General features: G+C 59.2%; 21 protein-coding genes. 10 read left to right on the top strand and 11 right to left on the bottom strand.

The window, feature by feature from the left end; genetic code table 11:
- Positions 1-109: 109 nt before the first annotated feature.
- Positions 110-1,084 (bottom strand): cysteine synthase A, encoded by a 975-nt coding sequence (gene cysK / locus ACYZTZ_RS04450; RefSeq protein ID WP_461997347.1) that lies wholly within the window; start codon positions 1,082-1,084, stop codon positions 110-112.
- A gap of 96 nt (positions 1,085-1,180) precedes the next feature.
- On the opposite strand from cysK, the gene ACYZTZ_RS04445 reads away from it, so the two are divergent.
- Positions 1,181-2,287 carry a DUF748 domain-containing protein gene (locus tag ACYZTZ_RS04445; RefSeq protein ID WP_442965793.1) on the top strand — a complete coding sequence of 369 codons (1,107 nt, stop codon included), beginning with the start codon at positions 1,181-1,183 and terminating at the stop codon, positions 2,285-2,287.
- On the opposite strand, the gene ACYZTZ_RS04440 is transcribed toward ACYZTZ_RS04445, so the two are convergent.
- Both ACYZTZ_RS04440 and ACYZTZ_RS04435 read right to left on the bottom strand, forming a co-directional pair.
- Entirely contained in the window at positions 2,284-2,787 is a 504-nt protein-coding gene (locus ACYZTZ_RS04440) for a DUF2442 domain-containing protein (protein ID WP_461997346.1), read from the bottom strand. The genes ACYZTZ_RS04445 and ACYZTZ_RS04440 overlap by 4 nt on opposite strands.
- Positions 2,775-3,005, bottom strand: coding sequence for a DUF4160 domain-containing protein (locus tag ACYZTZ_RS04435; RefSeq protein ID WP_033047627.1), 231 nt, complete (start codon positions 3,003-3,005; stop codon positions 2,775-2,777). The genes ACYZTZ_RS04440 and ACYZTZ_RS04435 overlap by 13 nt, the downstream gene beginning before the upstream one ends.
- A 202-nt stretch (positions 3,006-3,207) precedes the next feature.
- Between ACYZTZ_RS04435 and ACYZTZ_RS04430 the strand changes: the two genes are divergently transcribed.
- Entirely contained in the window at positions 3,208-4,053 is an 846-nt protein-coding gene (locus ACYZTZ_RS04430) for an AAA family ATPase (protein WP_008067574.1), read from the top strand.
- A 33-nt stretch (positions 4,054-4,086) separates the two neighbouring features.
- Positions 4,087-5,265 (top strand): vWA domain-containing protein, encoded by a 1,179-nt coding sequence (locus ACYZTZ_RS04425; RefSeq protein WP_415770787.1) that lies wholly within the window; start codon positions 4,087-4,089, stop codon positions 5,263-5,265.
- A 91-nt stretch (positions 5,266-5,356) separates the two neighbouring features.
- Here ACYZTZ_RS04425 and ACYZTZ_RS04420 read toward each other — a convergent pair whose 3' ends face one another.
- The 4 genes from ACYZTZ_RS04420 to ACYZTZ_RS04405 all read right to left on the bottom strand — a co-directional run bounded on the left by ACYZTZ_RS04420 (position 5,357) and on the right by ACYZTZ_RS04405 (position 9,083).
- Entirely contained in the window at positions 5,357-6,283 is a 927-nt protein-coding gene (locus tag ACYZTZ_RS04420; protein ID WP_461997345.1) for a 5-oxoprolinase subunit C family protein, read from the bottom strand.
- On the bottom strand, positions 6,280-6,984 hold the full coding sequence (gene pxpB, locus ACYZTZ_RS04415) for a 5-oxoprolinase subunit PxpB (protein WP_461997344.1): 705 nt from the start codon (positions 6,982-6,984) through the stop codon (positions 6,280-6,282). The genes ACYZTZ_RS04420 and pxpB overlap by 4 nt, the downstream gene beginning before the upstream one ends.
- Positions 6,981-7,733 carry a 5-oxoprolinase subunit PxpA gene (locus ACYZTZ_RS04410; RefSeq protein WP_461997343.1) on the bottom strand — a complete coding sequence of 251 codons (753 nt, stop codon included), beginning with the start codon at positions 7,731-7,733 and terminating at the stop codon, positions 6,981-6,983. The genes pxpB and ACYZTZ_RS04410 overlap by 4 nt, the downstream gene beginning before the upstream one ends.
- Positions 7,734-7,796: 63 nt before the next feature.
- Entirely contained in the window at positions 7,797-9,083 is a 1,287-nt protein-coding gene (locus ACYZTZ_RS04405) for an MFS transporter (RefSeq protein WP_461997342.1), read from the bottom strand.
- Positions 9,084-9,256: 173 nt separating this feature from the next.
- Between ACYZTZ_RS04405 and ACYZTZ_RS04400 the strand changes: the two genes are divergently transcribed.
- A complete protein-coding gene (locus ACYZTZ_RS04400; protein ID WP_461997341.1) occupies positions 9,257-10,183 on the top strand; it encodes a LysR family transcriptional regulator in 927 nt (308 codons plus the stop codon).
- A 90-nt stretch (positions 10,184-10,273) separates the two neighbouring features.
- Here the strand turns inward: ACYZTZ_RS04400 and ACYZTZ_RS04395 are convergent, their stop codons facing one another.
- Genes ACYZTZ_RS04395 through ACYZTZ_RS04385 form a run of 3 tightly spaced genes read right to left on the bottom strand, consistent with a single transcriptional unit; the run spans position 10,274 to position 12,135 of the window.
- Complete coding sequence (locus ACYZTZ_RS04395; protein WP_123366761.1) at positions 10,274-10,816, bottom strand: DUF2937 family protein; 543 nt, start codon at positions 10,814-10,816, stop codon at positions 10,274-10,276.
- Positions 10,817-10,828: 12 nt separating this feature from the next.
- On the bottom strand, positions 10,829-11,605 hold the full coding sequence (locus ACYZTZ_RS04390; protein WP_461997340.1) for a class II glutamine amidotransferase: 777 nt from the start codon (positions 11,603-11,605) through the stop codon (positions 10,829-10,831).
- Positions 11,606-11,637: 32 nt separating this feature from the next.
- Positions 11,638-12,135, bottom strand: coding sequence for an MFS transporter (locus ACYZTZ_RS04385; RefSeq protein ID WP_461997339.1), 498 nt, complete (start codon positions 12,133-12,135; stop codon positions 11,638-11,640).
- Between the two features lie 100 nt (positions 12,136-12,235).
- Here ACYZTZ_RS04385 and ACYZTZ_RS04380 point away from each other — a divergent pair, with 100 nt between their 5' ends.
- Both ACYZTZ_RS04380 and ACYZTZ_RS04375 read left to right on the top strand, forming a co-directional pair.
- Positions 12,236-14,290 (top strand): S9 family peptidase, encoded by a 2,055-nt coding sequence (locus ACYZTZ_RS04380; RefSeq protein ID WP_461997338.1) that lies wholly within the window; start codon positions 12,236-12,238, stop codon positions 14,288-14,290.
- A gap of 216 nt (positions 14,291-14,506) precedes the next feature.
- The gene (locus ACYZTZ_RS04375; protein ID WP_033053557.1) at positions 14,507-14,980 is read left to right on the top strand and encodes a cyclic nucleotide-binding domain-containing protein; all 474 of its coding nucleotides are present in this window, start codon (positions 14,507-14,509) and stop codon (positions 14,978-14,980) included.
- On the opposite strand, the gene ACYZTZ_RS04370 is transcribed toward ACYZTZ_RS04375, so the two are convergent.
- On the bottom strand, positions 14,977-15,267 hold the full coding sequence (locus ACYZTZ_RS04370; protein WP_461997337.1) for a hypothetical protein: 291 nt from the start codon (positions 15,265-15,267) through the stop codon (positions 14,977-14,979). The genes ACYZTZ_RS04375 and ACYZTZ_RS04370 overlap by 4 nt on opposite strands.
- 98 nt (positions 15,268-15,365) lie before the next feature.
- On the opposite strand from ACYZTZ_RS04370, the gene ACYZTZ_RS04365 reads away from it, so the two are divergent.
- The 4 genes from ACYZTZ_RS04365 (at position 15,366) to ACYZTZ_RS04350 (ending at position 17,639) form a co-directional block, all read left to right on the top strand.
- Positions 15,366-16,052: a spermidine synthase gene (locus tag ACYZTZ_RS04365; protein ID WP_007898703.1), complete on the top strand. Its 687-nt coding sequence runs from the start codon at positions 15,366-15,368 to the stop codon at positions 16,050-16,052.
- A gap of 49 nt (positions 16,053-16,101) precedes the next feature.
- Positions 16,102-16,476, top strand: a complete 375-nt coding sequence (locus ACYZTZ_RS04360) for a YajD family HNH nuclease (RefSeq protein ID WP_157712199.1) — start codon at positions 16,102-16,104, stop codon at positions 16,474-16,476.
- Positions 16,477-16,685: 209 nt separating this feature from the next.
- Complete coding sequence (locus tag ACYZTZ_RS04355) at positions 16,686-17,156, top strand: RNA methyltransferase (RefSeq protein WP_007944014.1); 471 nt, start codon at positions 16,686-16,688, stop codon at positions 17,154-17,156.
- A gap of 105 nt (positions 17,157-17,261) precedes the next feature.
- Positions 17,262-17,639, top strand: a complete 378-nt coding sequence (locus ACYZTZ_RS04350) for a YgaP family membrane protein (protein WP_461997336.1) — start codon at positions 17,262-17,264, stop codon at positions 17,637-17,639.
- Positions 17,640-17,724 lie beyond the last annotated feature (85 nt).

Genomic DNA, 17,724 nt, shown 5'->3' with positions numbered 1-17,724 from the left:
CAACATTCAGTGTTAAGGATTACGCAATAAAGCACTTCTTAACATAAGGTTCCTGAACGGGGGCTGACCTGAATCACCCCCCTCCCACTGGATCAAAAAATCGCAACGTCTATTGTTGATTCTCCTGGTCGGTAAACAGATCACTGAACAGCATGCTCGACAGGTAGCGTTCACCGGAGTCCGGCAGGATCACCACAATGGTCTTGCCCTGCATTTCCGGGGTTTCCGCCAGGCGGACGGCCACCGCCATGGCGGCGCCGCAGGAAATGCCGCTCAAAATCCCTTCTTCCTGCATCAGGCGCAAGGCCATGGCCTTGGATTCTTCATCGCTGACCAACTCAACCCGATCGACCATCGACAGATCAAGATTTTTTGGCACAAAACCGGCACCAATACCCTGGATCTTGTGAGGGCTCGGCTTGATTTCTTCACCAGCCATTGCCTGGGTGATGACTGGCGACACTACTGGCTCCACCGCCACCGAAATAATCGGTTTGCCCTGAGTATTCTTGATATACCGCGAAACCCCGGTAATGGTTCCACCCGTTCCGACGCCTGCCACCAGTACGTCGACTGCACCGTCGGTGTCGTTCCAGATTTCCGGACCGGTCGTTTTTTCGTGGATGGCGGGGTTGGCCGGGTTCTCAAACTGCGACGGCATGAAGTAGGCAGCCGGGTCGCTGGCGACAATTTCAGCAGCCTTCTCGATCGCTCCTTTCATGCCCTTGGCCGGTTCGGTCAGTACCAGTTCGGCCCCCAGTGCCTTGAGCACTTTGCGTCGTTCGATACTCATGGACGCCGGCATGGTCAGCATCAGCTTGTAACCGCGGGCCGCAGCAACGAATGCCAGGCCGATACCGGTATTGCCTGAGGTCGGTTCGACGATGGTCATGCCAGGCTTGAGTTTGCCGGTGCTTTCGGCGTCCCAGATCATGCTTGCACCGATCCGGCACTTGACCGAGTAACCGGGGTTACGCCCTTCGATCTTGGCCAGGATGGTCACGCCGCGCGGGGCGATACGGTTGATCTGCACCAGCGGCGTATTGCCGATGGAATGGGCGTTGTCAGCGTAGATACGGCTCATGGCTGGGTCCTTATACAGCGTTAAATAAGCTCTCCAAGGTATGCCTGTTGCCCTTGGTCGTCCAGTCAGTCGAACGTCCCGCAACCGCAGCAGTCAATGGCTTTACAACGCCAGAGATTTGCCATCATGAAACGCAGATACAGTTGGCCCCTGTGGACCCTCGCCGGCTTCGTTGTGCTGCTGATTGCCCTGCACATCGCCCTGCCCTACATGGTGCGCGACTACCTGAATGAAAAGCTGGCGAACATGGGCGACTACCGTGGCCAGATCACCGATGTGGACCTGGCCCTGTGGCGCGGTGCGTACAAAATCAACGGGTTGAAAATCGTCAAGGTCGAGGGCAAGGTCCCGGTGCCTTTCGTCAACGCGCCGCTGATCGACCTTTCCGTCAGCTGGCACTCGCTCTGGTACGACCACGCCGTCGTGGCCGAGGTGCAGTTCTTCAAACCCGAGGTGAACTTCGTCGACGGCGGCGCCAACAAGCAAAACTCCCAGACCGGTCAGGGCACCGACTGGCGTGCGCAGTTGAGCAAACTGGTCCCCATCACCTTGAACGAAGTGCAGATCAACGATGGCAAGATCAGTTTCCGCAACTTCAACTCCAAGCCCCCCGTGAACATGAACGCCACTCAGGTCAACGCCAGCATTTACAACCTGACCAACGTGGTCGACACCAAAGGCAAACGCGACGCTCGCTTCGAAGGCAAGGCGCTGCTGCTCGGGCACGCCCCACTGGAAACCACCGCCACCTTCGACCCTTTTAGCAACTTTGAAGATTTCGAGTTCCGCCTGCGGGCCAAAGACATCGAACTCAAACGCATGAACGACTTCGCCTCGGCCTATGGCAAGTTCGACTTCAATGCCGGTCACGGTGATGTGGTCATTGAAGCCGAGGCTAAAAAAGCTCAATTGACGGGTTACATCAAACCGCTGCTGAAGGACGTCGACGTGTTCAATTGGCAGCAGGATGTCGAGAACAAGGACAAAGGGATTTTCCGTTCTATTTGGGAGGCCCTCGTCGGGGGCTCCGAAACGGTGCTGAAAAATCAGGGCAAGAACCAGTTTGCCACTCGCGTCCAACTCAGGGGCAGCGTGCATCAGCGAGATATCAGCGCATTCGAGGCTTTTTTGCAGATTTTACGCAACGGCTTCATCCAGGCGTTCAATGCCCAATACGAACGGCCAAAACCGGATGCGGGCTAGGGTTTTCGAGTGACGATGTAGCGACCGGTTTCTTCCGCCGCCCGCGCCGGGCTCGATTGCTGCTGCAAGAAGTCCCAGCCCAGACAGGCCAGTGCCAGCGATCGCGGTACGGCTTCACGACCACTGCTGTAGCGCGTGATGCTGCGGGCACTGACCCCCAACGCTTCGGCCGCCTGATTGAGCGGCAGCCCGGTACGAGCGCGCCAGTCGATGAAGATCCGGGTGTTTTCGTCCGATGCGTTTTGGGCGAGCGCATCCAGATACAGAGTGTCGGCGCCGATCTGGATGTCCAGTTCGGGCCACTCAACGCTCCAGCCTTCATCACCCAGGGTTGCCCCTTCGAAAGCGCCAGCCTCCAGCAATGGCTGCAACCCTGGATAGGCGCGCAGGTCCCGACTCAAATCGAGGTTCAGTTGCTGACCGTCGATAAAGGTCAGCACAAGGCGGTGATCCGGCAACGCCTGCACGGCCGACAGCCGTGGTCGTTTCATGGGTAACATCGTTTCCAATCCTCCAGCAATTGCACCTGATGGGCCCTGACCCACTCCAGCGCTTCCTTGATAATCAGCGGCGGCGCCTTGCCCACCATCACTTCGACGGTTTCCAGGCTTAGCATGACGTCCAGCCCGCCACCGGTCAGGTGGACATGGGGCGGCGGATGATCCTTCTCACGCAACTGAATGCGGTACGTATCGCGAAACCGATATTTAGTAGACATGCCCAACAAGCTATCGCCAAAATGGCGATAGCTCAATACTGGCTAGCAGCCGATACTGAGTCAAGATGTGACGCCCCATTCAGAGACTGAATAAGCCGTCTGCGTTCACAGTCGACCGGGCACCGCGTTATAGTCGGGTACTACAATTATTGCGCCCCGCCCTGCTTCGTTCAGGTCGGCGTTACCGTTCGAGGATTAGCAGATGAAGTTCGAAGGCACCCAGGCTTACGTCGCCACCGATGACCTGAAGCTGGCGGTCAACGCCGCCATCACCCTGGAGCGTCCGCTGCTGGTCAAGGGCGAGCCGGGCACCGGTAAAACCATGCTCGCCGAGCAATTGGCCGAGTCCTTCGGCGCCAAATTGATCACCTGGCACATCAAGTCCACCACCAAGGCGCATCAAGGCCTGTACGAGTACGACGCGGTCAGCCGTCTGCGTGACTCGCAACTGGGCACGGAAAAGGTTCACGACGTTCGCAATTACCTGAAAAAGGGCAAGCTGTGGGAAGCCTTCGAGTCCGAAGAGCGGGTGATCCTGCTGATCGACGAAATCGACAAGGCCGACATCGAGTTCCCGAACGACTTGCTGCAAGAACTCGACAAGATGGAGTTCTACGTTTACGAGATCGACGAGACCATCAAGGCCAAGAAACGCCCGATCATCATCATTACCTCCAACAACGAGAAAGAGCTGCCGGACGCCTTCCTGCGCCGCTGCTTCTTCCACTACATCGCGTTCCCGGATCGCATCACGATGCAGAGAATCGTCGACGTGCACTACCCGAACATCAAGAAAGACCTGGTCAGCGAAGCGCTGGACGTGTTCTTCGACGTGCGCAAGGTGCCGGGCCTGAAGAAGAAGCCATCGACCTCCGAACTGGTGGACTGGCTGAAGCTGCTGATGGCCGACAACATCGGCGAAGCGGTACTGCGCGAGCGCGATCCGACCAAGGCCATTCCGCCGCTGGCAGGCGCTTTGGTGAAGAACGAACAGGACGTGCAGTTGCTTGAACGTCTGGCGTTCATGAGCCGTCGCGGCACTCGCTGATCCCTCTGTTTAACAAGATAGAGGGCGATAGCCATGCTGCTTAACCTGTTCAATGAAATGCGCGCAGCCAAAGTACCGGTCTCGGTACGGGAGCTGCTGGACCTGATCAACGCGCTGAAGCAACGCGTGACCTTCGCCGACATGGACGAGTTTTATTACCTGTCCCGGGCGATTCTGGTGAAGGACGAAAAGCATTTCGACAAGTTCGACCGGGCGTTTGGTGCCTATTTCAATGGCCTGGAAAAACTCGATGATCACCTACAGGCATTGATCCCGGAAGACTGGTTGCGCAAGGAGTTCGAGCGTTCGCTGACCGACGAAGAGCGGGCGGCGATCCAGTCCCTCGGCGGCCTGGACAAGCTGATCGAGGAGTTCAAGAAACGCCTCGAAGAACAGAAAGAACGTCATGCCGGCGGTAACAAGTGGATCGGCACGGGCGGCACCAGCCCGTTTGGCTCCGGCGGCTTCAACCCGGAAGGCATTCGTGTCGGCGATGCCGGCAAGCGTCAGGGCAAAGCGGTCAAGGTCTGGGATCAGCGCGAGTATAAGAACCTCGACGATTCGGTGGAACTGGGCACGCGCAACATAAAGGTCGCCCTGCGGCGGCTGCGCAAATTCGCGCGCCAGGGCGCGGCGGAAGAACTGGACATCGATGGCACCATCGACCACACCGCGCGCGATGCCGGGCTGCTGAACATCCAGATGCGGCCCGAACGGCGCAACACCGTGAAATTGTTGCTGCTGTTCGACATCGGCGGCTCGATGGACGCCCACGTGAAGATCTGCGAAGAGCTGTTCTCGGCGTGCAAGACCGAGTTCAAGCACTTGGAGTACTTCTACTTTCACAACTTCATTTATGAATCGGTGTGGAAAAACAACATGCGCCGCAGCTCCGAGCGCACGTCGACCCAGGATCTGCTGCACAAATACGGCGCCGACTACAAAGTGATCTTCATCGGCGACGCCGCCATGGCGCCGTACGAAATCACCCAGGCCGGCGGCAGCGTCGAGCACTGGAACGAAGAAGCGGGTTATGTGTGGATGCAGCGGTTCATGGAGAAGTACAAGAAGGTCATCTGGATCAACCCGTATCCGAAAGATACCTGGGGCTATACGTCGTCGACCAACATCGTGCGGGACTTGATTAACGACCAGATGTACCCGCTGACGTTGCGGGGGTTGGAAGAAGGGATGCGGTTTCTTTCCAAGTAATCTTCACTGCCTGTCAGGACCCCTTCGCGAGCAGGCTCGCTCCCACAGTTGACCGAGTTTCCCTGTGGGAGCGAGCCTGCTCGCGAAGCTTTTAGCGTTCTAAAAACCGGCGTAGATATTCGACTTGTTCCCGATGCGCGACATCCTGCACCACCGGCTTCAACCGTACCTGCGTCCCCGGCAGACACTGCGCCAGTCGCGCCAGCGCCAACGGCGTCAACGCCCCCAATCGCGGATACCCCCCAATGGTCTGCCGATCATTGAGCAACACAATCGGCTGCCCGTCCGGCGGCACCTGAACCGCACCCAGCGGGATGCCTTCGGAAATCATCGGCTTACCCTGATACCGCAACGCCGTTCCCAGCAAGCGGATGCCCATCCGGTCGGCACGGCTGTCGAGGGTCCAGACGCTGTTGAACGCGTCGAACAAACTCTGTCCACTGAACTCGCCGATCTGGGCACCGAGCACCAGGTCCAGCGGCGCGTTGAGTTTGAAATCCGGCACCTGTTCGGGCGCCAACGCCCGCAGCAGTAGCAGCGAGCTGCCCGAGTAGCTCAACTGCGCATCTTTGGCCAACGCCCGGCCCATGCCATCCAGCCCGCCGAGTTCCTCACGGACCACGGTTGCGCTACTGCCCAACACCTTTGGCGCATCAAATCCGCCCGGGGCTGCCAAATATGCCCGGGCCCCAAGCAGCGGCTGGGTGAATTGCAATTGCTGACCTTTGTTCAGCCTGAAACTGCGCCACGGTGCCAACGCCTCGCCATCCACCTGCGCCCCCAGATCCGCCCCGGCCAACGCCAGCACGCAATCCTCTTCGGCAACGACAGTAAACCCGCCGAGGGTGATTTCAATCACCGGTGCATCCAGGCCATTGCCCAGCAACCAATTGGCCCACGACATCGACCGCCAATCCGCCGCCCCGCCCTGGGTCACGCCCAGATGCCGCACGCCGAAACGGCCAGCGTCCTGCAACAGGCACAGCGGTGTACTCGCTTCTATTGATAGACGGCTCATGCCTGCGCCTCCAATGGCGTGTCATCACCACCCAGATTGATGAATTCGGCATGGCTGACGGCTTCGAAGCGCACCGTGTCGCCTGGTTGCATCAGGCTGTAGCCGTCGCGTTCGCGGTCGAACAATTTGGCCGGGGTGCGGCCGATCAGATTCCAGCCACCGGGGGACACCACCGGGTAAGCGGCGGTTTGGCGTTCGGCGATGCCGACGCTTCCCGCAGCCACTTTTTTACGCGGAGTGTTCAGACGCGGCGCGGCCAGTGCTTCTTCCACCAGCCCCATGAAGGCGAAACCCGGCGCAAAACCCAAGGCGAATACCTGATATTCGCGCTCGCTGTGGCGACGGATCACTTCATCCACGGCCAATCCGCTGCGCTGGGACAACAGGCTCAACTCCGGGCCAACGCTCAAGTCATACCAGACCGGCAACACATGACATTTGCCACGGGTGCAGGCGTTGGGCGACAGATCGATCAAGGCCTCGGCGATCAGCTCCCGAGCCTGGGCCGGACTCAACGCGGTCAGATCGTAATGCACCATCAACGTCGTATAGGACGGCACCAGATCGATCAGATTCCCGGCGAATGCAGCACGCAGACTTTCACTGGCGGCGAGCATCCACGGCATGTTCGCTTCGGCTATCTCATCGAACAGGCGCACCATCAGGCAATCCAGCGCCACCACTTCTACCCGCAGGTTCATGACGCGCTCTGCTGATCAAGTGCTTCGCGAATACGCCGCACAGCGGCTACCGAACTGGCATTGTCCCCGTGTACGCAAAGGGTGTTGGCTTGCAAGTGCAAGGCACTGCCATCGCTGGCCGTGAGGTTGCCGCCGCGGGCAATGGTCAGCGCCTGTTCGATGATTGTTTCAGGATCGTGATGCACCGCGCCCGACAGTTGCCGCGAGACCAGCATTCCTGCGCTGTCGTAAGCGCGATCGGCGAAGGCTTCGAACCACAGGGTTACGCCGTACTCATCGCCCAACTGCTGGGCTGTGCTGTTGTCGCGAGTGGCCATCAACATCAGCGGTAACTGGCGATCATAGGACGCCACAGCCTGAAGCACCGCGCGCAATTGCGCCGGGTTGGCCATCATGTCGTTGTACATCGCACCGTGCGGCTTGACGTAACTCACCCGCCCGCCCTGAGCCCGGCAAATGCCGTCGAGGGCGCCGATCTGGTAATGCACAATGTCCTGAAGTTCCTGGGCGGTATAGGCCATGGAACGGCGGCCAAAGCCGACCAGATCCTGATACGCCGGATGTGCGCCGATCTGAACCCCGTTGCTCAGGGCCAGGCTGACCGTCTTGCGCATGATGCTCGGGTCGCCCGCATGAAAGCCGCAGGCGATGTTGGCGCAATCGATGAAGGGCATGACCTCGGCGTCCAGACCCATGGTCCAGTTGCCGAAACTCTCGCCGATGTCGCAGTTCAATAGCAGGCGGCTCACGGTGAACACTCCTGTAAGTTTTATTCTTTTCTATCTGTAAGGCATTTGCCCGCAGATTATCAGTTACTCGGCTTCGAGTTGCTTGCCACGGGTTTCCGGCAGGCTCAGGGCCGCAAGGATCACCACCCCGTAGGACACCGCCGCAAAAGCACCGATTCCCACACTCAATGGCACCTTCTGGCTCATCACGCCGATCAACAGTGGGAACAACGCCGCCAACGCCCGGCCAATGTTGTAGCAAAAGCCCTGACCCGAACCGCGAATCCGCGTTGGAAACAGCTCGGTCAAAAACGCGCCCATGCCACTGAAAATCCCCGAAGCGAAGAAGCCCAGAGGAAAGCCCAGCCAGAGCATCACGCCATTGCTGACCGGCAATTGGGTGTAGAGCAGAACAATGGTGAACGAGCCGACCGCGAACAGAATGAAGTTCTTTTTACGCCCGAGGATGTCAGTCAAGTACGCGCTGATGACATAACCGACGTAGGAACCGACGATCACCATCGCCAGATAACCGCCCGTACCGAGTACGCTCAAACCGCGTTCGTTCTTCAGAAAGGTCGGCAACCAGGAGGTGATCGCGTAGTAACCGCCCAGAGCTCCGGTGGTCAGCACCGAGGCGCGAATCGTGGTGAAAAGGATGCCGGGAGCGAAGATCTCGTAGAATTTTGCCGGATTGCTGGGTTCTTGCTTAGCCTTGGCTTCGCGATAGATTTCCGGGTCCTTGACCAGCCGGCGGACGAAGATCACGAAAATCGCCGGCACGATGCCAAGGATGAACAGTGCGCGCCAGGCGTCTTCCGGTGGCAGCACCGAGAACAGCAGCGCATACAAGATCGCCGTCAGTCCCCAACCCAATGCCCAGCCGGATTGCACCATGCCGACAGCCTTGCCGCGGTCCTTGGCGCGAATCACTTCACCCATCAACACCGCGCCGGCGGTCCATTCGCCGCCGAAACCGAAGCCCATCAGCGTGCGGCTGATCAGCAGTTGTTCGTAGTTCTGGGCGAAACCGCAGAGGAAGGTGAAAAAGGCGAACCACAGCACGGTGAGTTGCAAGGTGCGTACGCGACCGATGCGGTCGGAGAGAATTCCCGCCACCCAACCGCCGATGGCCGAGGCGATCAGGGTGCTGGTGTGAATCAGCCCGGCCTCGCCGGTGGTGATGCCCCACATCGCAATCAGGGTCGGCACCACGAAGCTGAGCATCTGGGTGTCCATGCCGTCCAGGCCATAGCCGATCTTGCAGCTCCAGAAGGTGCGGCGTTCCTGTTTATTGATGTTGCGGTACCAGTCGAAAGGTCCCGGGCGAACCGTGGCTTTTGGGATGTTGAGCGTGTCGGGCGCACTCATGGCAAATCTCCGCGCTAATTTTTATTGGTATTGTTCTGAGCCCCGACGACGCCTATCGTGGGAACCGGATGGCCTGATTTTTGGGCTGCCGGCCCTGTTACGTCCAACTAATAAAAACCCGCCCTAGACATAAGAAAACCTTATCCCTAAAGCGGGTCGCACGAGCTGACCCCATGAACCTGAAGTTTCTCGAGACCTTTGTCTGGGTCGCCCGACTCAAGAGTTTTCGCCTGACGGCAGACAAGCTCTTCACCACCCAGGCGTCGATTTCCAGCCGCATTGCCGTGCTCGAAGGCGAACTCGGGGTGAAGCTGTTCCTGCGTGATTCACGTGGCGTGAGCCTGACGCCCGAAGGCTTGAAAGTGCTCGAGTACGCCGAGCAAATGATGGACACCATGCAATCCCTCAAGCAGTCGATCGAAACCCGTTCGAGCAAGGTTGGACGGGTTCGCATCGGCGTGATGGACACGGTCATCCATACCTGGCTGAGTCCGTTGGTGGCGCAAATGATGGATCACTATCCGCTGGTGGAAATCGAGTTGGTGGCCGATACCGCGCTCAACCTCTGCGATCAGCTGCAAAAAGGCTTTCTCGATCTGATCCTGCAAACCGACCTGTTGCGTCAGGAAAGCGTGCGCAGCCTTGAGCTGGCCAGTCACCCGATGGGCTGGATTGTGGCGACTAACTCGATCTACAACCGCGAGTATTCAGGCATTGCCGACCTGGCGCGGGAACGGATCATTACCTATTCGAAAAACTCTCATCCGCATCAGGAGATTCTCGCCCTGATGCAGGCCAACGGCATCATGACGCCACGGTTGAACTGCGTGAACTCGGTGTCGGCGATCACCCGGTTGTTGCGGGACGGATTTGGTATTGGTGCGCTGCCACCGGTACTGGTAGCCGAGGAACTGGCGCGGGGGGAATTGACCTTGCTGGCCATCGATCAACGGCCACCGAATTTGCAGGTGGTGGTGTCGTGGCGGGTTGGCGTGGAGTGGGTCGAGGAGATTGTTTCGTTGTGTCAGCAGGTGCTGGACGGGTATGCGAAGAAGGTGGGTGAGAACTACATCCTCCTGAGCAAACCTTCGGTGAGCTGAAATCAAAAGATCGCAGCCTTCGGCAGCTCCTACATTGGAATGTGTACACCTGTAGGAGCTGCCGAAGGCTGCGATCTTTTGATCTTTTTCTTACAGCCCCCGCACATCCCGATCTTCGATCGGCCGGCTCTGGCGCAGGCGTTTGCCACCCAGCACCACCCAGTCGATCAGACGGAACAGGCATTCAATGCCGAACGACAACAGCAACGCCCCGCTCATGCCCCAGATCATCGCTTCCGGCGTCAGCAGGATCTGGTAGCTGTAGCCATTCCAGGTTTCCTTGCGAATATCCGGATCGGCGGCCAATGCCACTTGCAGGAAGCGGATGTACCACGGGCCCTGCATGGCCTGGAACTGTTTATCGAGGGCCAGTTGACGGGTCAGCAAGGTGCTCAGGCTGTCGGCATCGCTGCGAAAGATCGGGTCTTCGCTGGCGCGGTAATGGGCCACCAATGCCTGCATGTCACCCTTGAAGAACTGATTCGCCGTGCCCTGAAAACCGCTCAGACCGGTCTGCGCTTCAATCAGATGCGCTTCGACCCGCTTGGCATAATCGCTGATGAACCCTGGCACCTGGACACCGATCAACAGGCCCGCCGCGAACAACACCAGCCGTAGATAACTGAGCAACATGAAGGGAAATCCTTATTCGGTCTTGCCCTGGCTGACGCATTCACCGCGTCGCCAAAGGCTCCATTGGCCCGGTTCGTAGCGGGTCCAGGTTTCGTTTTCGGTCAAGGGTTCGGTGGCGATCACCGTGACCACGTCGTTGGGCGTGGTTTCGGCCTGGAAATCGACGATCACATCGACGTCCTTCAAACGCGCCGGGCCGAATGGCGCGCGGCGGGTGATCTGCGCCAGTTTGGTCGAGCAATAGCAGAACAACCAATCACCATCGCTGAGCAGACAGTTGAACACGCCTTTGCTGCGGTATTCGGCGCAGGCGGCCACCAGGTCTGGCAGCAGTTCTTCGACCTCTACCGGTTCCGGGAACGCTGCGCGCACGCGGTTTAGCAGATCGCAGAACGCCGCTTCGCTGTCGGTATCGCCGACGGGGCGGTAAAAACTCTTGATCGGTTGAAACTCCGCGAGCTGGCCGTTGTGGGCGAAACACCAGTTACGGCCCCACAGCTCACGCACAAACGGATGGGTATTGGACAGGCAGACCTTGCCGACATTGGCCTGGCGGATGTGCCCGATCACCACTTCGCTCTTGATCGGATAGCGTTGCACCAGGTTCGCGACTTCGGACTCACAGCTTGCCGCCGGGTCCTGAAACAGACGCAGGCCATGGCCCTCGTAAAAGGCGATGCCCCAGCCGTCACGGTGCGGACCGGTGCGGCCGCCGCGCTGCATTAGCCCGGTGAAGCTGAACACGATATCGGTCGGCACATTGGCGCTCATGCCCAATAACTCACACATGCTCGGATTCTCGCTGAAAGGCAGGGGCAAGGTTACAGACGCGGTTCGACCCGCAATCGCTGAGGGTTGCTCGGCACCGGTGGACGACCGTAACGATCATCGCCCGCACCGCCGAAAGGATGATCCTCTTCAGGGTCATCGGCCCGGGCAGCAGCCTTGGCAGCGGCAGCCTGTTCCTTGCGAGCGTTGGACGCCCGTTCGATAGGGAAACGAATCGCCACGAAAACCAGGTAAATGCCGAAAGCGATCATGCCGTACATGAACAGGTCGGAAATCGCGCGCCAGGCGTTGTTGCCGACTTTGAACAGCAAATCGAGGGCCGTGATGGCGATGGCCGGAGCGACCTTTTCCTTCACCGGATCAATGATGGTCGGGCTGAACAGCAACACAGCAACCAATAGCCGCAGCGGCTCACGCAGCCAGCGCCACATCCAGCGGGTCAAGCGCATCCACACCAACAGGCAGCCCAAAGCGGCGAAGGCGTAGAGGCCCCAAGCGATCAGATAGTCGTTCTCGGTCATGGTGTCCATGGCAAGGCAGGCAAATAGGCGCTTATAGTAACGACTTTTCGCACGTCAGGCTTGCCCGCCGTCTGCGAACCCTATTTCGTAAAACGCTCGAGAGTCCTTCATGCCCCTATCCGTCAACGTTTCCGACGCTCCCATTGCCCGCAAGGCCGAAGGCGACGACCCGTATGCCTGGCTGCAGGAGCGCGACACCGACGCGGTGCTCGACTACCTGAAGGCGGAAAACCGCTACCAAGAGGCGCAAACCGCCGATCAGGCCGGGTTGCGTGAAACCCTGTTCGAAGAGATCAAGGCCCGGATTCTCGAAACCGACCTGTCCTTGCCCTCCCCTTGGGGCCCTTACCTGTATTACACGCGCACCACGGCCGGTGATGAATATGCTCGTCACTACCGCTGCCCGCGCCCTGTCGATGACAGCCTGCAGCTCGACGAAAGCCAGGAACAGCTGCTGCTGGACCCGAACGAACTGGCCAAAGGTGGATTCTTCTCCCTGGGCGCCTTCAGTATCAGCCCGGACCACCAGCGTCTGGCCTACAGCATCGATGCCACGGGCGATGAGATTTTCACGCTGTTCGTGAAGGAATTGTCCAACGGACGTGTCAGTGAACTGGAATTCCAGGATTGCGACGGCAGCATGACCTGGGCCAATGACAGCCTGACGCTGTTCTTCGGCGAGCTGGACGACACCCATCGCCCGCACAAACTGTTCCGCTATCGGCTGGACGGTACGGCGGCTGAAGAGGTGTTCCATGAGCCGGACGGTCGATTCTTCATGCATTGCTATCGCTCCAGTTCCGAGCAGCAATTGCTGCTGTCCCTGGGCAGCAAGACCACCAGCGAAGTCTGGGTACTCGATGCGTTCCAGCCGCAGCAGGCGTTTACCTGCATCGCACCGAGGGTTGAAGACCATGAGTACGACGTCGATCACGGCGCGCTCGACGGTCAATGGACCTGGTTCATTCGCACCAATCGCGACGGCATCAACTTTGCCCTGTACCACGCCGTAGACACCGGCGTGGCGCCGACCGAGGCCGACTGGCAGAACCTGATCCCCCACAGCGACACGGTGATGATCGAAGGTATGAGCCTGAACGCCGGGGCCATGACCCTGAGCTTGCGTGAAGGTGGCTTGCCGATCATCGAAGTTCATCCGCAAGACCTGCCGAGCTACCGCGTGCAATTGCCGGATGCGGCCTACAGCCTGCATGTGCAAAACAGCCTGGAGTTCGTCAGTGACAGGATCCGTCTGCGCTACGAAGCGTTGAACCGTCCGGCGCAAATCCGCCAACTGGTATTGGGCAGCGGCGAGCAGAAAGTCCTCAAGGAAACCCCGGTGCTCGGTCCGTTCGACGCCGATGCCTACGTCAGTCAGCGTCTGTGGGCGACCGCACCGGACGGTACGAAAGTGCCGATCAGCCTCGTCGTCAAACGCGAAGCCCTCGGTAAGCCGACACCACTTTATCTGTACGGCTACGGTGCTTACGGTGAAAGCCTCGACCCGTGGTTCTCCCACGCTCGTTTGAGTCTGCTGGACCGTGGCGTGGCGTTCGCCATCGCTCACGTGCGTGGCGGCGGTGAACTGGGCGAGGCCTGGTATCGCGCCGGCAAGCAGGAACACAAACACAACACCTTCAGCGACTTCATTGCCTGCGCCGAGCACCTGATCGCCAATGGCTTCACCACACCTCAGCAACTGGCGATCAGCGGCGGCAGCGCCGGTGGTCTGCTGATCGGCGCGGTGCTCAATCAGCGGCCGGAATTGTTTGCTGCTGCGATTGCCGAAGTGCCGTTCGTCGACGTGCTGAACACCATGCTCGACCCGGATCTGCCGTTGACCGTCACCGAGTACGACGAATGGGGCAATCCTGAAGAACCGGACGTCTATGATCGGATCAAGGCCTACGCCCCGTACGAAAACGTCACCGCGCAAGCCTATCCGGCGACCCTGGTGATTGCCGGCTACAACGACAGTCGCGTGCAGTACTGGGAAGCGGCCAAGTGGGTGGCGAAATTACGTGCAACCAAAACCGACACCAATCCCCTGCTGCTCAAAACCGAATTGGGTGCAGGGCATGGCGGGATGAGCGGTCGTTATCAGGGATTACGTGACGTAGCACTCGAATACGCATTTGTTTTCAAGGTTTTGGGCATCGCCTGAGGAACTTGGCCCGGCGTGTCGGTCTTAACACCAGACACCGGGCCCGGTACGACACATACCCCCTGTGGGAGCGGGCTTGCTCGCGAAGAGGCCATCACATTCAACATCAATGTTGTCTGACACACCGCCTTCGCGAGCAAGCCCGCTCCCACAAGGGATTTGTGGTGGATTGCAGATCCGGAACAGCAACAAACACAAGAAAAAGACCGTGACGACATGTCAGAACCGACCTTACTGAACAACGAAATTCGCGACTGGCTGATGGACTGTGGCCTGTTCGATCAACTGCTGCCGGCGGACTTCGCCGCGGCCTCGGGTTACTTCAGCATCAGCACCATTGCTCAGGGCGAAGAGATTTTCCATGAGGGCGATGCCGGCAGCTTCATGTGCATCATCCACACCGGCCAGGTGGCGGTGCAGAAAACCAACAGCGACGGGCACCTGGTGACCATGGCCACGTTACGCAGCGGTCGGGCGTTCGGCGAAATGGCCGTACTCGACGGCGAACGCCGCTCGGCCAGTTGCGTGGCCGCGAGCAATTGTCAGTTGCTCAATCTGGGCAAGGACTCGCTGGAAAAGATGCTCAACGATGCGCCGAAAATCGCCGCCAAAATCATCCGCGCCCTCGCCGTCTCCCTCTCCAAACGCTTGCGCATGGCCGATGGGCAACTGCTCTCGCAGCAGGTTTAACCGCCGGGTGACTTGATCTTCGTGCTGTTTGGCTCAAGGCCCGGCAACGGTTGATCCTTGGTCGGAGGACTGGGCATCTCGATCGGCACCAGCGGCGGGCCGCCACTGCCGGGGCCGACCTTGGGCACGCTGGTCGGGGTGATTTGCGGGTACGGTGTCGGTGTCGCGGTGCCGGGCGAACCGGGCAGCGACGCAGGGCTGGTCGGAATGGTTTGCAACTGCTGGGCCTGCACTGCAGTTATCGAGAGCGCGGCCAAGGCAATGACCGTTAGAATGGTGCGCTTCATCAATGGCTCCGTTGGCCTTGTTGTCTTTTTGCAGGCTACTCCCAACTGCGCGTGTTTGCCTTCTCCCTCTTATGCCAATTTCTCCTCAAGTGAGCCCCATGAAACGTTTCGTTCTGCTCGACACCACTCCAATTCCTGAAAATGGCGGTGCCTTGTGCCTGTTCGAATACGGCGAGGATTTCGTCATCAAGATCCAGGGCGGCGACGGCGGGCAACTGATGAACACCCGCATGCACGGCTCGGAAGACGCTCTGGCGGAGATCCCGTGCCGTAAAGTGGCCGGTCGGCCGAATTCGCGCGTGCTGATCGGCGGCCTGGGCATGGGCTTCACCCTCGCCTCGGCCCTCAAGCATCTGGGCAAGACCGCTGAAGTGGTGGTCGCCGAACTGGTGCCGGGTGTGGTGGAGTGGAACCGTGGACCGCTGGGCGAGAAAGCCGGGAACCCGCTGCTGGACCCGCGCACCGTAATCCGCATGGAAGACGTGGCCAAAGTCCTGCAAGCCGAGCCGCAAGGTTTCGACGCGATCATGCTCGACGTCGACAACGGCCCCGAAGGCCTGACCCAGAAGGCCAACAGCTGGCTCTACTCCGCCGGCGGCCTGAGCGCCTGCGCCAAGGCCCTGCGGCCCAAAGGCGTGTTGGCCGTCTGGTCCGCGAGCGCTGACCGACAGTTTTCCGACAAACTGAAGAAGGCCGGCTTCAAGGCCGAGGAAGTCCAGGTCTTCGCCCATGGCAACAAAGGTACCCGCCACACCATCTGGATTGCCGAGAAGCTCAAGGGCTGAGCTAAACTGCGCTTAATACCGTCATTAGTCTTTTTACAAAGGTGAACCCATGAGTTCGTCAACGCCACCGACCAACACGTCGAAACTGGACCGCATCCTTGCCGACAACCAGCGCGACAAGGAAATGGGTTACCGCGACAAGGCCCTGAAAATGTACCCGCACGTGTGCGGCCGCTGCGCCCGTGAGTTTTCCGGCAAGCGCCTGAGCGAACTGACCGTGCACCACCGCGACCACAATCACGACAACAACCCTCAGGACGGCTCGAACTGGGAATTGTTGTGCCTGTATTGCCACGACAACGAACACTCGCGGTACACCGATCAACAGTATTTCGGTGAAGGCTCGCTGAGCTCGCCGAAAATCGCCAAGGCGACGCATAACCCGTTTGCCGCGTTGGCCGGCCTGATGAAGAAGGAAGACTGAAGATCTTCAGTGCCTTGACTGGCCTCATCGCGAGCAAGCTCGCTCCCACAGGGGATCTTCTGTGAACACAGTATTTGTGAACACCAGAGATCAAATGTGGGAGCGAGCTTGCTCGCGAAGGCGGCTGACCAGACACCACCAATCTACAAACTGACCACCCTCCCCCAATCCCCGTATAATCGCCGTTTTTTCCCCGAAGGCACCCGCTCGTGGCAGACAAACGGTACAGCTGCATTGGTTTGTATAACCCCAAATCACCGGAGAACGTCGGTTCGGTGATGCGCGCCGCTGGCTGCTATGGCGTGGCGTCCGTGTTCTATACCGGCAAACGTTATGAACGCGCCGCCGACTTCGTCACCGACACCAAGCGTGTCCACTACGACATTCCGCTGATCGGCATCGACGACCTGAAAAAAATCCTGCCGCTGGGCTGCGTGCCGGTTGCTGTGGAATTGGTGGACGGCGCCCGTTCGCTGCCGGAATACACACACCCGGACCGCGCGCTGTACATCTTCGGCCCGGAAGACGGCTCGCTGGATAAAGAGATTCGCGACTGGTGCGAAGACGTGGTCTACATCCCGACCACCGGTTGCATGAACCTGGCGGCCACCGTCAACGTCGTGCTCTATGACCGCATGTCCAAGGGACTCAACACCCGGTCCGGGGCGAAATTTCGCTGATTCAGCGTACATCCGATGGAACAAGCCGCCCGCCTCGGCAGTCAGCTTAATTATCTATTCTTGATTATCTATTCTTGAAGCGTCATTCCAGCCAGGAGACAGATCATGAGCGAACTCAAACGCGTAGAACGCATCGAATCGACCCCGTTCCAGACTCACACTGAGCAGAACGTGCAGGGTTGGGAGCGCATCGGTTCCCTGGCCGGCGGCGTGGTGATGGTCGGCAAGGGCCTGCGTCGCGGTGGTGTGTTCGGGTTGATTCAAGTGGCGATCGGCGGTGTGGCCCTGGCGCGTGGTATTACCGGGCACAGTTCGGCGAAAAGCCTGCTGGAGAAAAGCCGTCAGGACATGAACAACGGGCGGGCGAAGATTCAGCGGGCGGGTGAAGAGTTGAACCGGTTGAAGGCGAATGCTGAAGCGGCGACCAATACCGCTACCGTGACCGGTAATGATTCGTTGAAGTCGCCGAAAACCGGGGTTTAACCCGAGATTTTCATTGAGGCTTAAGGCCTCTTCGCGAGCAGGTCGAATCGTCGCACCGTCGCTCCCATATTGGAATGCGGTCACC

Source organism: Pseudomonas sp. LB3P58, from assembly GCF_054897895.1.
Note: the sequence above shows the minus strand (reverse complement) of the source record. Positions and strands in the feature narration are given on the sequence as shown.

What these genes read in the sequence shown, in the direction of transcription:
- cysK (WP_461997347.1), bottom strand. Translation starts at nt 1,084, where the DNA reads ATGAGCCGTATCTACGCTGACAACGCCCATTCCATCGGCAATACGCCG.
- ACYZTZ_RS04445 (WP_442965793.1), top strand. Translation starts at nt 1,181, where the DNA reads ATGGCTTTACAACGCCAGAGATTTGCCATCATGAAACGCAGATACAGT.
- ACYZTZ_RS04440 (WP_461997346.1), bottom strand. Translation starts at nt 2,787, where the DNA reads ATGTTACCCATGAAACGACCACGGCTGTCGGCCGTGCAGGCGTTGCCG.
- ACYZTZ_RS04435 (WP_033047627.1), bottom strand. Translation starts at nt 3,005, where the DNA reads ATGTCTACTAAATATCGGTTTCGCGATACGTACCGCATTCAGTTGCGT.
- ACYZTZ_RS04430 (WP_008067574.1), top strand. Translation starts at nt 3,208, where the DNA reads ATGAAGTTCGAAGGCACCCAGGCTTACGTCGCCACCGATGACCTGAAG.
- ACYZTZ_RS04425 (WP_415770787.1), top strand. Translation starts at nt 4,087, where the DNA reads ATGCTGCTTAACCTGTTCAATGAAATGCGCGCAGCCAAAGTACCGGTC.
- ACYZTZ_RS04420 (WP_461997345.1), bottom strand. Translation starts at nt 6,283, where the DNA reads ATGAGCCGTCTATCAATAGAAGCGAGTACACCGCTGTGCCTGTTGCAG.
- pxpB (WP_461997344.1), bottom strand. Translation starts at nt 6,984, where the DNA reads ATGAACCTGCGGGTAGAAGTGGTGGCGCTGGATTGCCTGATGGTGCGC.
- ACYZTZ_RS04405 (WP_461997342.1), bottom strand. Translation starts at nt 9,083, where the DNA reads ATGAGTGCGCCCGACACGCTCAACATCCCAAAAGCCACGGTTCGCCCG.
- ACYZTZ_RS04400 (WP_461997341.1), top strand. Translation starts at nt 9,257, where the DNA reads ATGAACCTGAAGTTTCTCGAGACCTTTGTCTGGGTCGCCCGACTCAAG.
- ACYZTZ_RS04395 (WP_123366761.1), bottom strand. Translation starts at nt 10,816, where the DNA reads ATGTTGCTCAGTTATCTACGGCTGGTGTTGTTCGCGGCGGGCCTGTTG.
- ACYZTZ_RS04390 (WP_461997340.1), bottom strand. Translation starts at nt 11,605, where the DNA reads ATGTGTGAGTTATTGGGCATGAGCGCCAATGTGCCGACCGATATCGTG.
- ACYZTZ_RS04385 (WP_461997339.1), bottom strand. Translation starts at nt 12,135, where the DNA reads ATGGACACCATGACCGAGAACGACTATCTGATCGCTTGGGGCCTCTAC.
- ACYZTZ_RS04380 (WP_461997338.1), top strand. Translation starts at nt 12,236, where the DNA reads ATGCCCCTATCCGTCAACGTTTCCGACGCTCCCATTGCCCGCAAGGCC.
- ACYZTZ_RS04375 (WP_033053557.1), top strand. Translation starts at nt 14,507, where the DNA reads ATGTCAGAACCGACCTTACTGAACAACGAAATTCGCGACTGGCTGATG.
- ACYZTZ_RS04370 (WP_461997337.1), bottom strand. Translation starts at nt 15,267, where the DNA reads ATGAAGCGCACCATTCTAACGGTCATTGCCTTGGCCGCGCTCTCGATA.
- ACYZTZ_RS04365 (WP_007898703.1), top strand. Translation starts at nt 15,366, where the DNA reads ATGAAACGTTTCGTTCTGCTCGACACCACTCCAATTCCTGAAAATGGC.
- ACYZTZ_RS04360 (WP_157712199.1), top strand. Translation starts at nt 16,102, where the DNA reads ATGAGTTCGTCAACGCCACCGACCAACACGTCGAAACTGGACCGCATC.
- ACYZTZ_RS04350 (WP_461997336.1), top strand. Translation starts at nt 17,262, where the DNA reads ATGAGCGAACTCAAACGCGTAGAACGCATCGAATCGACCCCGTTCCAG.